Below are 14,853 nucleotides of genomic sequence, written 5' to 3'. Positions count from 1 at the left end.
CCGACGCGATTCGAATCATACCCTCCATGATGATTTCCCCTCATTGGCTTCACTCAGCGGTCTCTACGCAGCACCTTTTACCCAGCACCTTTTACTTAGTGTCTTTTACGCGGTGTTTTCTACACAGTGTCCTCTACCGAGTGCCCGCACCCAAGCGCTATTCAATGACCCATCCATCGAGCATGGCATTCAGCGCCCGCTCAAACTCGCGTTCCATGCTCCACGTGCGCTCCGGGTCCGCGAGAGGAGCGAGAAACTGCTGCAGTTCCTCCGATTGCAACATGGCTTCGCGCATAGCCGCTTCGGACGGCTCGCCGCCTGCTCCCCCGGCCGGTTTGGTGACCTCGGCTATCACATAGCCGATTGTGAGCACGGTGACGGATTGGATAAGGCCTATGAGGTCGGGCATACGATTAGACCGCCGAACCACATCCGATACAGCAGCAGACGCAGCTGAGGATGCCAATGCGACCGCGTGAAGCACATTCGCGATAAGCTCATACTGCTCTGGCGTACTGATGGGATGGGTCGCCATAAGCACCGCCGTGTTCGGATGCCGCAGCAGCGTCGATCGCAGGCTGAGCGCATAGTCACGGACGAGTTGCCGGAAATCCGGAATGCCTTCGACATCTGCTCCGCCATCTTCCCTGCCGCCCAACTCCTTCCCTCCTGCATCCGGCTTCGCCCCAAGCCCGGCCACCACGTCACGCCATATCTGCTCGGCGATGCCATCCAGCAGCGCGGCCTTATCGGGAATATGGCGATACACAGCTGTCTGCGAGACGCCAAGCCGTTTGCCCAAGGCGCGCAATGTCAACGATTCGAAGCCCTCCTCATCGACAATCGACAGCGCGGTACGCAGCAGCAGCTCACGGCTCAACGCGCGTCTGCGCGTCTCACCGCCGAGCACGCGCCCGGCACCCTTCGTCTCCCTGATTTCAGACTCCATATCATCCATTCTCGGCGCGTTCACCAACACCGGCACTATAAAATGCTATGCCGCAACGCTAACGCAGTGACGCCAAAATGCGCAAATACGCAAGTACGCCTAGCTCCGCGATTTTCTATAGAACCCTATGATGCTCGCCACGACGAACAACGCGCCGAATCCACCGATGACGCCGATTTGCGGCAGCACATCTGCCACGCCTGCGCGATCCAGCCCGATACGTTTGACTGCATCGACCGCCCAGTACGCCGGCGAGAACCGCGCCAAAGGCCGTGCCCAACTGGGAAATGTACTCACGGCGGTCAGCGAGCCGCCAAGGCAGGCCATAAGCACGCCGCCCAGCATCGCGGCCGAAAGCGCGGTTCGTTCGCTGCCGCACCACATCGCGATGGCAACGCCGAACATTGCGACCATAAGCGCGAATACGGTCGCCACTATTATCAGCGCGAGCATGCTGCCGTCAGGCCGGTAGCCGTCCAGGAGCATGCCAAAAGCCAGCACAACAACCATCTGGGCAAGCTGCATGATGAATGCCACCGCGACCTTGCCCAGAACGATCTCGCTCATCGACGCAGCCGACGCACGCATCCGGTTCCAAGTGCCCCACTGCTGCTCATCGAAGAACATCTGCACGATAAGCTGCACGGAGAAAAAGGAGAACAACACCGCGAAGCCCGGCACCGCCTGCTCCGCGCCCGTGGCATGCACGTACCCCTCGGCCACCAGCGTCATGCGGTTGCCCGGAATCATGAACGGCGTGAGCACGATGGGAATCACGGCCATGAGCACCGGAACCGACGGCTCCTGCGTTTGCAGCAGCGCGTTGAGCCGAGCCACGGCGAATATGCGCCTACCTGACATCATCGGTTTTCCTTTCCCGATATTCCACTAAGCGCTTGGGATTGTTCCGGCCGTTCCGGATATCCCGGATTCCCGGAAGCAATGTAAGCAACACTGTCGCCGCCACCCGACCTGACGATATTGCGATACGCCGTTTCAAGGTTCGCGTGGATGACTTGCACATCCTTCAACTGCACATCACGGCAGTGCTGGTCCGAAAGCAATGCGGCAAGCGTCCGACCGGGGTCGTCAATCGGGCGGTCCGGTTCCAAGCCGTCGCCGGTCCGCACCCAACCGATAACTTCGGGTTGCAGACCGCCAACGAATGAGACGCAAATCGACGGAGCGGCATGGCGCTTGATAATGTCATGAATGCTGCCTTGATCGACGATGCTGCCGCCATCAAGAAACGCGACATCGGCTCCGAGCTGCTCGATCTCCTCCATGTAATGCGTCGTGTAAAGCACGGCCGTGCTCGAATCGGCAATGCCCCGCACGACTTGCAGAATGCTCGAACGTGCCTCGACATCCGCGCCCACCGTCGGTTCATCCAGAAACAGCACGCGCGGGCTATGCACCAGCGCCATAGCCGTGTGCAGCCGACGCTTCTGCCCGCCCGAAAGGCTTTCGGCCCGCTGTCCCGACTGCTTGCCGAGATCGAACATATCGATAAGATCTTCGGCTCGCTCTCGGGCATTGCGCGGCCGCAGCCCCTGCACCATAGCCATGCTCATAAGGTTCTGCATCACCGTCAACTGCGGATACAGCCCAAGATCCTGCGGTGCCAGGCCAATCGCCGAACCGAGCGCATTAGGGCGCTTACCATTCAGTGCAACCCCCGCCACTCGCACACTGCCGGAATCAGGATTCAGCAGCCCGCACAGCATGGAGATAAGCGTGGATTTGCCGGCCCCGTTGCGCCCGAGAAGCGCCAGAATCGAGCCATATCGCACCTGTAGATTCACGCCATCAAGCACACACCGCGAGCCATATGACTTGCGGACATCGCTGCACTGGATTGCCAAGTCGTCAGCCGAAGCCATCGTTTCGGAATATAAGTTTACGTTGTTCACAATTACAAAGTTAGCATTGTAAACTCCGGGATGCAAGTCCAGAACGTAGGCAGCTCGCCCAATCATTGCCGAAGCAGAGCATCACGCCGACAACCAGCAGCACATCACCGTTCCACGGAGATACGTCGATCAATCAGTTTCGAATCACCGAGAGCACCCGCACCTTACGCAACCGACATGACCCTGCGGCATACTGATACTTAGCTAATACCTTCATCTTCCACTTACGAAAGGCCTGCCGATGACCGCAGTCGCCGCATCCATCCCAGCCGATGACCAAAACCACGACCCACAAACCGAACACCAAGAGCTCCAAGAGCCCCACGAACACTACGATTTCTATGTCGCAGGCCCATTCTTCAACGACGAGGAAATCCACAGTATGGAGCGGTTGGAAGCCGTCCTCGAATCGCACGGCAGGAAACTGTTCAAGCCCAGGTTCGGTGAGGTGGACAAGCGCGAGCATGACGCCGCATGGCCGAAATTCTGCTTCGAACAGGACATCGACGGCATCCACGACTCCGACGCGGTCATCGCCAACCTCATCGACGGCGATACCGGTACCATGTTCGAAATCGGCTACGCCTACAGCCGCGGCATGCCGGTCTACGGTTACTACGAGGGGGTCAAGCCTTCGGACACCGTCAATCTCATGATCGCGCAGTCAGTGAGCGCGGTGTTCGCCGGCCCCGACGACCTCGCCCACTGGCTCGAAACCGGCGAGCACGCGCAGCCCGAGTTCAAGCAGTTCTGAGGTTCTGAGCTGCGGCCCTCCTGAAACACTTCGTGCCGGCGGAGATTTTGCGTCAGCAAAATACTACTCGCCCCTTGACTGCCCGGATAGACATAGCGGCCCATGCAACAAGCAAACTTCACTGTACGTTGCCCTTGTTGATTAGCAAGTTGCCGCTTCTATCAATTTGAACGATTTTTCGCTGCAATTTATTTCTGCCATTATTCCATAAGGAAGTGTGCAAATAGGCGCAGTATGCCCAAAGTTCATATTATATAGTATTGGTAAATCATAGCGTCCAACTTCTTTTCCAACTACCCGCATAAGAACATCTTTATATTCGCTATAATATTTTTCGTCTTTGGGTTTACCAAAAATGATGCCGACAATTTCATCAAACAACCCTTGCGCTGCCATTCCACGAAGCAGGTATTTCAAGCTGTTTGGGGACGGATACTCTTCTGATGTTTCGAGAAAGAGGATACTGTTTTCCCATTGGGTTTTATTCGGCCAGATTTCTGTCCCAACAATCATTGGAAACACGTCCACGCAGCCGCCAATAAGCCTCCCCTTTACAACTCCATTCCCCTGCAATAATTCATATCCTTTGCTGTCTGGCAACATGGTGCGAAATATCGTGTTGTTTTCTGGATTTGCCCAATCCAAAAATTCTGATGTCCATTGTTGGCTGGGGAGAATGCTGACTGTGTCATGCTTTTCAAATAATACTTTTTTAAGGTATTCCTTTGTATAGCTGTGCATTGAACCGTTTTCAGCAAATTCAGCAAATACACACGGTCCATAAAATGAAGTTATTCCAGCTTTATACATCATAAAATGGTTGACTGTAGTATCGGAGTATCCCATGAATACTTTAGGATTTTTTTGTAAAATATCAAAATCGATAAAAGGTAAAAGGCGAATTGTATCATCACCGCCAATCATGGAAATAACAGCCTTTATATCGGTATCCATAAAGGCATCCATTAAATCCTTTGCTCTCAGCTGTGGATTTTTGTCAAGGAAATCAATCCCCTTCATAGCATTGGGCGTAATAACAACATTAAGCCCAAAGTCATTTTCAAGCCGTACTTTAGCGATTTCTACTCTGTGTGAAAATATTTCTTCACCCGCAATGCCAGAAGATAAGGAAACAAGAGCAACGGTATCCCCAGCTTTTAGAGTATTCGGTTTTATCATTTTATTTACCCCTTCAATATCCAAAATACGAAATCATTCAGACCCTCTTACTCGTAGTGGTCCCGCGCGGAAATAATGCACAACCGCCCTTCAACAACCGTGTACACGATGCGGTTCGCTGAATCGATACGACGGGACCACGCGCCTTGCAGTCCCCATCGCAATGCTTCCGGCTTGCCGATGCCTTCGAATGGATGGTTGCACATGTCGTTGATGAGCCTGTTGATTCGCTTGAGCGTCTTGCGATCCTGCGACTGCCAAAACAGGTAGTCGCCCCACGCATCCTGCGTCCACGCAATAATCATGCCGACGCCCCGGAACCGTCACCATCGAGCAACGCATGCTCCTGAACCTGCCCCTGACGCACCTGCTCAAGTCCATGCGTGATCTTGTTGCGCAGGTAGGGGTTCTGATAGACGCGCAGCGTCTCCATCATCGAGTCGTAATCGGCGGCGCTCATCACCACAACGTCGTCATCCGGATTCGTATTGGTCACAAGCAGCATGTCCGAATCCTCGTTGACCTTGCGCATATACGATTTGAGATCCTTACGGAAATTGCTGTATGCGACCGCCTGCACCATGATTGCCTCCAAAACAGTACTTGTACATAATATTGTACCATTCAATATGTAAAAGCATTACATTCATCTTGGCGGCGAAATCCAAAACACGAAGCACTGCCGCGAGACAGAACTTCACACGACACGCCTTCACATTGTTCGCTTACAGAATACGAAAAAAATTATCAGCAAAAGTTATAGCACACGTAAAACTCTGTATTTACAATGGTTTTACGCATATTCTCACACAACATCACACGCTCAACAGCAAGTAACAGAACAGTAAAAACTAACACAATCGAACATTTACCTGTGTCCCACATCACACTGCGCGATTAGCCCCCAGCGTGTCGCAACAATGGCCTGACAGAACGCACTGCCGTCGTGTTATTTTGTTTCGTGTAGAGAGCGCAAGCAACCAATTCACCAGCCAATCCACTCAACAATGCAGCAAGCAACACTGCGCCCAAACAACACAGTGTTTCCAGAGCACAGCAACAATCTTGCCCTCGCGCATACACCATCACACACCACCGGGCTACACATCACCGCGCCATAAATCTGCGCAAAACTGCGTGACTCGGCCGTCCTGCTGCGCGCCCTCTGCACAATAAGAGAAAACAGAGAGAGGATTCCATGTCACGTATCGCCGATAATCGTTGGACGCGGGCCATTGCGCCGGCACTCCTGATTCACGTTTCGATAGGCACCGTGTACTGCTGGAGCGTATTCAAGCAGCTCATCGCGGACCGCATGCACGCGCCCGCGGGGACCATCGAATGGGGCTTTTCGCTCGCCATATTCTTCCTGGGTATGTCGGCCGCGTTCCTCGGTCCTATGGTGGAGCGCGATATCAAGAAATCCGCGCTGGTCTCGATGGTCTGCTTCGCCGTCGGGTTCGCCGGCACTGGCCTGAGCATCGCGTTGAATTTTCTGCCGGGCGTGTTCATCTGCTACGGCGCGATTATGGGCGTGGGGCTTGGCATCGGCTATCTCGTGCCGGTGAAGAACCTCATGTTGTGGTTCTCGAACAACAAGGGCCTGGCGACCGGCATCGCAGTAGCGGGCTTCGGTCTGGCCAAGGCCATCGCCAGCCCGGTGATGGAGTATCTCATCGCTTCGGTCGGGCTTGTCGCGATGTTCTACATTCTGGCAGCCGTCTACGCCGTGATGATGTTCGCCGGATTCCTGCTCATCAAGCGCCCGCAAGGCTACGTCTACCATCCCGAGGCGCAGGTCAGCCGCCGAAGCATCATGAAGAAGCCCGTGTTCTGGGGCATCTGGCTCGCCTTCTACATCAACATCACCTGCGGGCTTGCGCTGATCTCGCAGGAGAAGGACATCCTGCACGATGCGCTCAGCCAGATGCCGAAGTACGCGGGTCTGAGCGCCGACAAGCTCTCGGTCGCCATTGCGGGCATCGTCGGCACGGTGCTGGCGGTCGACGCCGTGTTCAACACGCTCGGACGCATCGGCTTCTCCACGCTTTCCGACCACCTCAAGCGGCGCGAAACCGTGTATCTGATCATCTTCGCCATGTCCATCGCGGTGTGTCTGCTGCAGATCGGCACACACAGCATCGACCGGGCGCTGCTCTGGGCTGTGCTGGCCATGCTCTTCCTCGTCAATGCCGGGTACGGCGGCGGCTTCTCCACGCTGCCGGTGCTGCTTGACCAGCATTTCGGCATCACCGCCGTCTCCACCACGCACGGACTGGCGCTGAGCGCGTGGGCCATCGCTGGGCTGTCGGGCAATCAGCTGGCCTCTTTCGTCGTCAGCCACGCCTCCGACCAGACGCATCGCTACAGCGCGCTGATTCCCATCCTCGCGCTGCTCTATGCGGTTGCGGCCGTATCCATCTGGCTGGTGTCGCGCGTCAAGAAGCGCGAGCCCGTCGCCGCATGATTGCGCGCACAACCGTTCTCGAAATGACGTAATGGCACCGCTTGCTGGCCTTAGCGTCCGTTGTGTAGCGCTAACGTGAGCCTGTCGCTACACAACGGACGCATAGGCTTCGTTATAGGCCGGATTGTAGCGATAACTGCTCGTTAGCGCTACAATCCGGACACTGGCATTCGGTCCAACAATAGGTCTGGCGCATTGGCTGGCCGCCCCGCAGCCGATACGCCCCATCAACCCCCTGCCCTTCCCCGGCGAAACCGGTACAATGCATATCGGAAGCACAACTGAAAACACTGTCCAAACCGCTAGCACGTTAGGAAGCATGTATGACCGCAACCACTTCCACATCCACTGTGACACAATCCGCTGGATCCGCCGAACGACCCTTAGCGCAGACTCCGGGCGACATATTCAACGCCCCGATCGTGCAGGCCGATCCCGAGATCGCCGCGCTGCTCGACGGCGAACTGCGCCGCCAGCAGGAGGGCCTTGAGATGATTGCTTCAGAGAACTTCGTGCCGCGCGCGGTGCTGCAGGCGCAGGGTTCGGTGCTGACGAACAAGTATGCGGAAGGCTACCCAGGGCGGCGCTACTACGGCGGCTGCGAGGTCGTCGATCAGGTCGAAACGCTCGCCCGTGACCGGGCCAAGGCGCTGTTCAACGCGGAGTACGCGAACGTGCAGCCGCATTCGGGCGCGCAGGCCAACGCCGCCGTGTATCAGGCGCTCATCAAGCCCGGCGACACGGTGCTCGGCCTCGCGCTCGACCACGGCGGTCACCTGACGCATGGCATGAAGATCAACTTCTCCGGACGTTTCTACCATGCCGAGTCCTATGGTGTGAATCCGGAAACCTACCGCATCGACCCCGACATTATCCGCCAGCGGGCGCTCGAAACCCACCCGGCCCTGATCATCGGCGGGTGGAGCGCCTACCCGCGCATCGAGGATTTCGCGGCGATGAAGGCCATCGCGGATGAGGTCGGCGCAAAGTTCTGGGTGGACATGGCCCACTTCGCCGGACTGGTGGCGACCGGGCTGCACCCCAGCCCCGTGCCATACGCCGATGTCGTCTCATCAACCGCGCACAAGACCTTAGGCGGCCCGCGCTCCGGATTCATTCTCGCGCGCTCGGAATATGCCAAGAAGCTCAACTCCGCCGTATTCCCCGGCCAGCAGGGCGGCCCACTCATGCATGTGATCGCCGCCAAGGCCGTCGCCTTTGCCGTTGCTGGTAGCGACGCATTCAAGGACCGCATGCAGCGCACGCTTGACGGTGCCAAGATCCTCGCGGAACGGCTCAGCGCTGCCGATGTGAAAGCCAACGGCATCAGCGTGCTCACGGGCGGCACCGATGTGCATCTGGTCATGGCCGACTTGCGCAACAGCGAGCTGGACGGCCAGCAGGGCGAGGATCTACTCGCGCAGTGCGGCATTACGGTCAACCGCAACACCGTGCCTTTCGACCCGCGCCCGGCTTCGGTCGCCTCAGGCCTGCGCATCGGCACGTCGGCGCTGGCAACGCGCGGCTTCGGCGAGGAGCAGTACCGTGAGGTGGCCGACATCATCGGCACCGCGCTGGCACAAGGCACCTCCGCCGACACCGAGACGCTGCACGCCCGCGTCGTCAAGCTGACCGAGGACTTCCCGCTCTACCCTGGACTCGATCAGATCGACTGAGCGACTTGTATGCGCGGCCGCGTGTGCACCCAGTATTCATACAATCACGGGTGCGCGCGCGGCCGCGTCTTCGTATTGTGACGCATAGACGCATATGTTGCGTTCCGCGTTCTCTGCTATAGCCTGGGCCTGCTGCGCAAGCGAGTCACCCCGCGGCGAATGCGACTCGAATTCGCCTGCCCCCAGACACCTCTTTCATTGTTCACTTTTACACGCCTCGCCATTAATTAAGCAGATTTCCGCGCGCGACCATGTTTCAGGGCCATACCAAGTTTTGCCGCACACTCGAAATCGTTGGAATTCCAACGCTCACACAGAATGCATGCCAGACGTATACTTGTGCACCTGCTTAATAGACGAAAAAAGTGCTGAATACACGTTGCCTTGCCCAGTTTTGGTCGGTTCCAGCCGCCAGACACCTGAAACAGCAGTTGCTCAATGGCCACAATCCGCGAGAATTCATTTACTAAGCACTTTTTTCGTCTATTAGGCACTTCGCAAAGTAGACCACAGGTTTGGCGTGCAGCACTTTGGCGGAATAACGCCATTCCCGTGAAGCTGTATACACGAGTTTCAAGGCCTGAAATCCCGCAATCCTCAAGAATGTGCTTAATTAATTCGCGGAAGCACTCGCACAAGGCACAAGCACGAACCGTTCAGACCCCATAAGCCCTATCGAGGCAGCAACGATGGACGCCGATTACGCAGCGTCCAAAGTCTTAGCGCCCGAAGCCTCAACGGCCTTTGCCGAAGGGGCGCAGGCGTATCCCGTTCCAGTCAGGGGCGACAGTCAGGGGCGTGGCGCCATTCATTCCAGCGGTTTTTGCGGCGGACAGCACGATATTGGGGTTGGCAGCGCCAGGCCGCCCGGGCTTGGGAGTCAGCACCCACAGGGGGCCGTCCTCACCCAAGACGCCATAGGCGTCGACGATAGTATCGGCGAGTCCGTCTTCGTCATCGCCATCGCGCCACCAGATGATCACTCCGTCTACGGCGGAATCGTAATCCTCATCCACCAGATCCTCGCCGGTCAGGGCTTCGATCTTGGTGCGAATCGCGTCGTTGACGTCATCGTCCCACAGCCATTCCTGTACGATGTCGCCAGCGCGAAAACCGAATTCTTCAGCGTTTTGAGATGCCGTTTCATTCACAGTAGGCATCTTAGCAAGACGCTACGAACAGTTGCGTTACATGCCCAGTCGAGATATCACCATGTGGTCATCCCCCGCGCCGCCACGCCGCAGTGCAGCATGGAGTTTCGCGTGCCGCATCGGCTCAGATCGGACTCTGGACGCACTCATACCCCGGTTATCGCTTGGCGACCGCCACGCAATGCGGCAGCGCGTCGCCTTTGCCTTGGCCGATGGCGACTACGGCCTTGTAGGCTTCGTCCAGCGTGGACACCTGCACGTCGCGCAGATCCTTGGGCACATGCCCCACAACCTCGTTGCAGTCCGCCTTCGGGGCGAGGAACCACGTGGCCCCGTCGCGTTTCGCACCAAGCATCTTGAGCCGGATGCCGCCTATCGCGCCGACCTCACCGTTGGCATCGATGGTGCCGGTGCCGGCAATCGTCTTGCCACCGGTCTCCTGCGCTGCAGTGAGCTTGTCGATCAGTCCCAGGCTATACATCATGCCCGCCGAAGGACCGCCGATATTATCGACATGCATCGAGACCTTCACTCCCGAGACGTCGATGCCGAGACCTTTGGCGTAGTTCAAAGCCGCGATTTTGGCGGCATCCTGCGACCCGGTCATCTCGCCCTGCTCTTGTTTCACGTACTGTTTGGCATCCTGGCCCACCGGGAACACTGCTTCGCTCGGCGTGATCTCCTTATGCGCATTCAGCCACGCCAGCAACGCCTGCGCATTGGTGACCGGCGAGCCGGGAATCCCGTTGGCGTTGACGGTCACCAGCAGCAGCTTGCCTGCGTCGCGGTGCTGGTCGCTGCCAGCCGCGCCGGAACTATGTGGCACACCTGAGACCGTAATAATCGGCTCGCCGCCGCTTGTGCCGAGCACATCGCGTGTCGGCCCCGGCGACTCCACGACATAGGGACTGGGCAGCACTAACGCAATCACGCACAGCGCCAGACATATCAGGCCTGCCATAGTGCGCAAGGAACTCGATGCGAAATACGAACGCACAGCGCGCACACCACGACCGAAAAACCCCGGCTGCTCTTGGGCTGCGTCCTGTGGCTGAGACTGGGACTGCTCCGGCGTCCGCGCGTCGTCTGACTGCGGCTGCTCCTCGTGTGCATGCATAACCGACATAGGCATTAGTATGCTGGCTCCCCTGCCCAAATGCCTCACTCAACAGCCGAATGCACGCCTCATTTCGCGCATTGCCGTCCGAAAGCGCTCGCCGCATGCCAGCGACCACACCATCCGCCGCGTCTAATGGCGGATTTTCCCGGTTCTGCACATGTCTCCCTCAGCGAAACGTCTAAAGTAGAGGACAATAAGCGTAAAGGACAATGCGTAACATATGGTGGAGAACGACGACTCACCGCCGCAAGCAAAGGATGGATGGGCATGGACGAGAACGCGATTCACCAATGGCTGATTGAATGCTTCGGCCCGATTCAGGGCGAGGTCGCCTGGACCCAGATTTCCCAGCTTCCCGAAGAGGTCCGCGCACAGCTCATGAATCAGGATTCCAGCAATCTGCCCAAACCACAGGAGGTGCAGGCCCTGATGCAGGCCTTCTCCGCCGGCGGGCTGAACACGGTGAGCGATATGCAGCGCACCGTCGCTGAGGGGCCCATCAACGTCAAGCTGGCGACGTCGATTGCGTTGCAGCAGGCCAATGACGACAGCTCGCAGCGCACCGTCGCCGCGCAGGATGGGCAGGCTGTGCGCAGCGCCATGAGCGAGGCCAACCTCTGGCTTGATACGGCCTGCTCCTTTAACCCAGCGCCGGGCGAGCCGCAGGTGCTCACGCGTGCCGGCTGGGTGGAGGGCACCGTGGACGCCTGGGCGAAATTCGCCGCTCCCGTCGCGCAGTCGATGAGCGACGCGCTCTCTGCCGTCCTCTCCGAACGGCTCGGCGGAGCCTTGGATGGCGAGATCGCCGGGGTCTTCGCAGGGCCGGTGCCCCTTCCGCTTCCCGAGGGCATAAAGGACCCGGTCAAGCTCATCAAGCTGCTGGGCAACACCTCATACGCGATGCAGCTAGGCCATGCGGCTGGCGACCTCTCCCACGAAGTGCGCGGCAGCTTTGACCAGGGAATCGCCCTGCTGAAGAACCCCGCGGGTGCGCTCATCGCGCAGAACGCCGTGGAATACGCCAATGAGCTGGACATCGATGAGGACGAAGTGCTGGCATTCCTCGCGCTGCAGGAGGTCGCGCACGCCCGCCTGTTCGCCGATGTCACATGGCTGATGCCGCGCTTCGAGGCGCTGATCGGCAAGTACGCCCGGGGCGTCGATATCGACTTGGACGCCGTGGAAGAGCAGCTGCGCGACGCCGACGCGATGAACCCCGAGTCCATCGCGGGTGCCGTGAACCTTACCAAGGTCGGCATTCCCGACACGCCCGAGCAGCAGGAGGCCATGGCGAGCCTGGAGAATCTGCTCGCGCTGGTCGAAGGCTGGGTCGATTGCGTCACATGGAAGGCCGGCATGGCCCATATCCCGCATATCGAGCAGTTGCGCGAGATGCTGCGACGCGAGCGTGCGGTGGGCGGCCCGGCAGAGCGCACTTTCGAATCGCTGCTTGGCATGCAGCTGCGGCCCAAGCGCATGCGCGAGGCCGCGGCGCTCTGGGAGACCATTGGCAGCGTCGACGGCGCCGAGGCACGTGACGCCAAATGGGGCCACCCCGATCTGCTTCCCAAGCTGCCGGGCGACGATGCCGCTATCACCGCCGCAAACGCCACAGACGCCACATCCTCCACATCGACGGGCGCGGCTCCGGTTGACGGCAAGGCCATCGAAGGCTCCGCGAAGGAGCCGGCAATCGACTGGGACGCCGAGCTGAGCAAGCTGCTCGGCGAGGAACCCGGGGATGATACTGACGACAACTCAGCTGATAGCAATCCAAACGACGACAAACCCACGGCTTAGGAACATGCTCAGCTAGCTCATCGATGCCTCATCTGCCCATGTTGTGGTGCTCATAATCGACACCTATCTCATCGAGTGCCTCTTTCGCGACTCTTAGCTTGGATTAGCGTCACAAAAGGGGCATTATCGAGCAGTTGCTACCCCTTTCGTGACGCTAAAGGCGAATCAGCATCACGAAAGGGGCATTAGCCGGAGCTGGGACTCATGCAGAGCGCAAATCAAATTAGGTGTTGTGGCAGTTAGATTCTGACGGCCCTAGGCACGCTCCTCCTCACAGAAAGCGGCTCGGCGCACGGGCGATGCCGCCCGACGAGTCCTTGCGACGCGCGTATGACAGGTGCAGCGTGTCCTCGGCACGGGTCACGCCGACGTACATGAGCCGGCGCTCCTCCTCAAGCTGCTCGCCAGGGCTGGGCGAGCTGAACGGCAGCAGGCCCTCCGAGCATCCGATGATAAAGACGTGCTTGAACTCCAAACCTTTGGCCGCGTGAATCGTAGACAGCGTCACCCCTTGCTGGATACCTTGCTGACTGCCCTGCTGACCACCCGCGCCGATCTGCTCCAAGGCTTCCTGCCGCGCCTGGCTCAGCGCATGGTCCAGCCCCGCACCCTCGTCCTCAAGCGCCGAATGCTGCCAACCCGCATCCCTGCGCACCCGATAATGCAGACCCTGCTCACGCAACGCGCGGCAGACGACTCGGTGCTGGGCGTTAATCCGCGTGAGCACAGCGAAATCGTCCGGCGCGGCGCCTTGGGAAACCATGCGTGCGATGCGCATCGCCACACCACGCGCCTCCTCGTCATCATCGTCATAGACGGTTCGGCTCACCCGCGCGCCGCCCGGCCTGAGCGCCGACAGTTTGAGATAATCCTCGCGATTGGCTGCCGACGCGAGCACGCGATTCGCGCAACCCACGACCTGCGGGGTGGAACGGTAGTCGATGCCGAGGTCGATGTCCGCGCTCAACGGCGCGAATTCGCTGGCGAAGCCCAGCAGGTCGTAGCTGCTCGCCCCCGCGAAGGAGTAGATGGTCTGCGCGGGGTCCCCCACCACGCACACATCGCGATTGCCGTTCAGCCACAGGCTCATCAGCCGGTGCTGCAGCGGCGAAACATCCTGGTACTCGTCCACGGTGAGCCAGCCGATGGCGGCGCGGATATGCACGGCTTCCTCCGGGAAGTCATCGAGGATGTGGCAGGTCAGCAGCAGGATATCGTTGAAGTCAATCTCCCCATGCGAAGTCTTCACGCGCTCGTATTCCTGCATCACATCGACAAGCCGATCGACTTCCAGGCCGGCGGGCGGCTGGCGATGCGTGGCCGCGCATACCCGCGAATAGTCGGACGGCGCGATAAGCGACACCTTGCACCAGTTGATCTCGGCCAGAACCGCGCGCACTTCGGCGTCGCCGAACTGGTCGGTGCCCAGGACCCGGCACATGCACTGGTCGATGGCACGGCCCGGCTCGCGAATCACATGCGGGAACGGCGCCTCGCAGATGTCCGGCCAGACCTGGCGCAGCTGGTGGAGCGCCGCCGCGTGGAAGGTCGAAGCCGTCACCTGCTCGCCAACGCCTAAGGAGGCGAGCCGCGAGCGCATTTCAGCCGCCGCCTTGACCGAGAAGGTCACCGCGAGCGTGCGCGTAGGGTCCCAGGCCCCGCTCGCACAGGCGTAGGCGATGCGGCGCGTCACGGTGCGTGTCTTGCCCGCGCCGGCCCCGGCGATGATGCGCACCGGGCCATGCAAAGTCGTGGCGGCGGCCAGTTGGGCGTCGTCAAGTCCCTGCACGATGGCTTCGGCTGATGCGTTCATAGCTGCCATTGTGTCAGCCGCACCCCCTAAT

Annotated in this window: 13 protein-coding genes; 4 read left to right on the top strand and 9 right to left on the bottom strand. The window is 59.0% G+C overall.

Annotated elements, in window-relative coordinates; all coding sequences use genetic code 11:
• Window positions 1-157: 157 nt before the first annotated feature.
• The 3 genes from DDF78_RS05680 to DDF78_RS05670 all read right to left on the bottom strand — a co-directional run bounded on the left by DDF78_RS05680 (window position 158) and on the right by DDF78_RS05670 (window position 2,832).
• Window positions 158-949 (bottom strand): TetR/AcrR family transcriptional regulator, encoded by a 792-nt coding sequence (locus tag DDF78_RS05680; protein ID WP_162000711.1) that lies wholly within the window; start codon window positions 947-949, stop codon window positions 158-160.
• Window positions 950-1,048: 99 nt separating this feature from the next.
• Window positions 1,049-1,813, bottom strand: a complete 765-nt coding sequence (locus DDF78_RS05675) for an ABC transporter permease (protein ID WP_237564562.1) — start codon at window positions 1,811-1,813, stop codon at window positions 1,049-1,051.
• Window positions 1,810-2,832 (bottom strand): ABC transporter ATP-binding protein, encoded by a 1,023-nt coding sequence (locus tag DDF78_RS05670; RefSeq protein WP_152580730.1) that lies wholly within the window; start codon window positions 2,830-2,832, stop codon window positions 1,810-1,812. The genes DDF78_RS05675 and DDF78_RS05670 overlap by 4 nt, the downstream gene beginning before the upstream one ends.
• A gap of 271 nt (window positions 2,833-3,103) precedes the next feature.
• Between DDF78_RS05670 and DDF78_RS05665 the strand changes: the two genes are divergently transcribed.
• Complete coding sequence (locus DDF78_RS05665; protein WP_152580731.1) at window positions 3,104-3,616, top strand: nucleoside 2-deoxyribosyltransferase; 513 nt, start codon at window positions 3,104-3,106, stop codon at window positions 3,614-3,616.
• Window positions 3,617-3,757: 141 nt separating this feature from the next.
• Here the strand turns inward: DDF78_RS05665 and DDF78_RS05660 are convergent, their stop codons facing one another.
• From DDF78_RS05660 to DDF78_RS05650, 3 genes are read right to left on the bottom strand one after another with little or no spacing between them, the layout of a single operon-like run.
• Window positions 3,758-4,819: a S66 family peptidase gene (locus DDF78_RS05660; RefSeq protein WP_202613223.1), complete on the bottom strand. Its 1,062-nt coding sequence runs from the start codon at window positions 4,817-4,819 to the stop codon at window positions 3,758-3,760.
• A gap of 23 nt (window positions 4,820-4,842) precedes the next feature.
• Window positions 4,843-5,100 (bottom strand): Txe/YoeB family addiction module toxin, encoded by a 258-nt coding sequence (locus DDF78_RS05655; RefSeq protein ID WP_152580732.1) that lies wholly within the window; start codon window positions 5,098-5,100, stop codon window positions 4,843-4,845.
• The gene (locus DDF78_RS05650) at window positions 5,097-5,378 is read right to left on the bottom strand and encodes a type II toxin-antitoxin system Phd/YefM family antitoxin (protein WP_152580733.1); all 282 of its coding nucleotides are present in this window, start codon (window positions 5,376-5,378) and stop codon (window positions 5,097-5,099) included. Before DDF78_RS05650 ends, DDF78_RS05655 begins: the two co-directional genes overlap by 4 nt.
• 615 nt (window positions 5,379-5,993) lie before the next feature.
• Between DDF78_RS05650 and DDF78_RS05645 the strand changes: the two genes are divergently transcribed.
• Both DDF78_RS05645 and glyA read left to right on the top strand, forming a co-directional pair.
• Entirely contained in the window at window positions 5,994-7,262 is a 1,269-nt protein-coding gene (locus DDF78_RS05645) for an OFA family MFS transporter (protein ID WP_152580734.1), read from the top strand.
• Window positions 7,263-7,585: 323 nt separating this feature from the next.
• Window positions 7,586-8,938, top strand: a complete 1,353-nt coding sequence (gene glyA, locus DDF78_RS05640) for a serine hydroxymethyltransferase (protein ID WP_152580735.1) — start codon at window positions 7,586-7,588, stop codon at window positions 8,936-8,938.
• 734 nt (window positions 8,939-9,672) lie between these two features.
• On the opposite strand, the gene DDF78_RS05635 is transcribed toward glyA, so the two are convergent.
• Window positions 9,673-10,098, bottom strand: coding sequence for a DUF3052 domain-containing protein (locus DDF78_RS05635; RefSeq protein WP_162000712.1), 426 nt, complete (start codon window positions 10,096-10,098; stop codon window positions 9,673-9,675).
• Between the two features lie 148 nt (window positions 10,099-10,246).
• Window positions 10,247-11,050: a YlbL family protein gene (locus tag DDF78_RS05630; RefSeq protein WP_237564572.1), complete on the bottom strand. Its 804-nt coding sequence runs from the start codon at window positions 11,048-11,050 to the stop codon at window positions 10,247-10,249.
• Between the two features lie 426 nt (window positions 11,051-11,476).
• Between DDF78_RS05630 and DDF78_RS05625 the strand changes: the two genes are divergently transcribed.
• Window positions 11,477-13,009: a zinc-dependent metalloprotease gene (locus DDF78_RS05625; RefSeq protein WP_152580844.1), complete on the top strand. Its 1,533-nt coding sequence runs from the start codon at window positions 11,477-11,479 to the stop codon at window positions 13,007-13,009.
• A gap of 271 nt (window positions 13,010-13,280) precedes the next feature.
• Here DDF78_RS05625 and DDF78_RS05620 read toward each other — a convergent pair whose 3' ends face one another.
• Window positions 13,281-14,831: an ATP-dependent helicase gene (locus tag DDF78_RS05620; RefSeq protein WP_162000713.1), complete on the bottom strand. Its 1,551-nt coding sequence runs from the start codon at window positions 14,829-14,831 to the stop codon at window positions 13,281-13,283.
• Window positions 14,832-14,853 lie beyond the last annotated feature (22 nt).

Origin of the sequence: Bifidobacterium tibiigranuli, assembly GCF_009371885.1 — a bacterium.
Classification (GTDB): Bacteria; Actinomycetota; Actinomycetes; order Actinomycetales; family Bifidobacteriaceae; genus Bifidobacterium; species Bifidobacterium tibiigranuli.
The sequence above is the reverse complement of the archived record's forward strand: the minus strand, read 5'-3'. Positions and strand labels throughout refer to the sequence as shown.

What these genes read in the sequence shown, in the direction of transcription:
- DDF78_RS05680 (WP_162000711.1), bottom strand. Translation starts at nt 949, where the DNA reads ATGGAGTCTGAAATCAGGGAGACGAAGGGTGCCGGGCGCGTGCTCGGC.
- DDF78_RS05675 (WP_237564562.1), bottom strand. Translation starts at nt 1,813, where the DNA reads ATGATGTCAGGTAGGCGCATATTCGCCGTGGCTCGGCTCAACGCGCTG.
- DDF78_RS05670 (WP_152580730.1), bottom strand. Translation starts at nt 2,832, where the DNA reads ATGGCTTCGGCTGACGACTTGGCAATCCAGTGCAGCGATGTCCGCAAG.
- DDF78_RS05665 (WP_152580731.1), top strand. Translation starts at nt 3,104, where the DNA reads ATGACCGCAGTCGCCGCATCCATCCCAGCCGATGACCAAAACCACGAC.
- DDF78_RS05655 (WP_152580732.1), bottom strand. Translation starts at nt 5,100, where the DNA reads ATGATTATTGCGTGGACGCAGGATGCGTGGGGCGACTACCTGTTTTGG.
- DDF78_RS05650 (WP_152580733.1), bottom strand. Translation starts at nt 5,378, where the DNA reads ATGGTGCAGGCGGTCGCATACAGCAATTTCCGTAAGGATCTCAAATCG.
- DDF78_RS05645 (WP_152580734.1), top strand. Translation starts at nt 5,994, where the DNA reads ATGTCACGTATCGCCGATAATCGTTGGACGCGGGCCATTGCGCCGGCA.
- glyA (WP_152580735.1), top strand. Translation starts at nt 7,586, where the DNA reads ATGACCGCAACCACTTCCACATCCACTGTGACACAATCCGCTGGATCC.
- DDF78_RS05635 (WP_162000712.1), bottom strand. Translation starts at nt 10,098, where the DNA reads ATGCCTACTGTGAATGAAACGGCATCTCAAAACGCTGAAGAATTCGGT.
- DDF78_RS05630 (WP_237564572.1), bottom strand. Translation starts at nt 11,050, where the DNA reads ATGGCAGGCCTGATATGTCTGGCGCTGTGCGTGATTGCGTTAGTGCTG.
- DDF78_RS05625 (WP_152580844.1), top strand. Translation starts at nt 11,477, where the DNA reads ATGGACGAGAACGCGATTCACCAATGGCTGATTGAATGCTTCGGCCCG.
- DDF78_RS05620 (WP_162000713.1), bottom strand. Translation starts at nt 14,831, where the DNA reads ATGGCAGCTATGAACGCATCAGCCGAAGCCATCGTGCAGGGACTTGAC.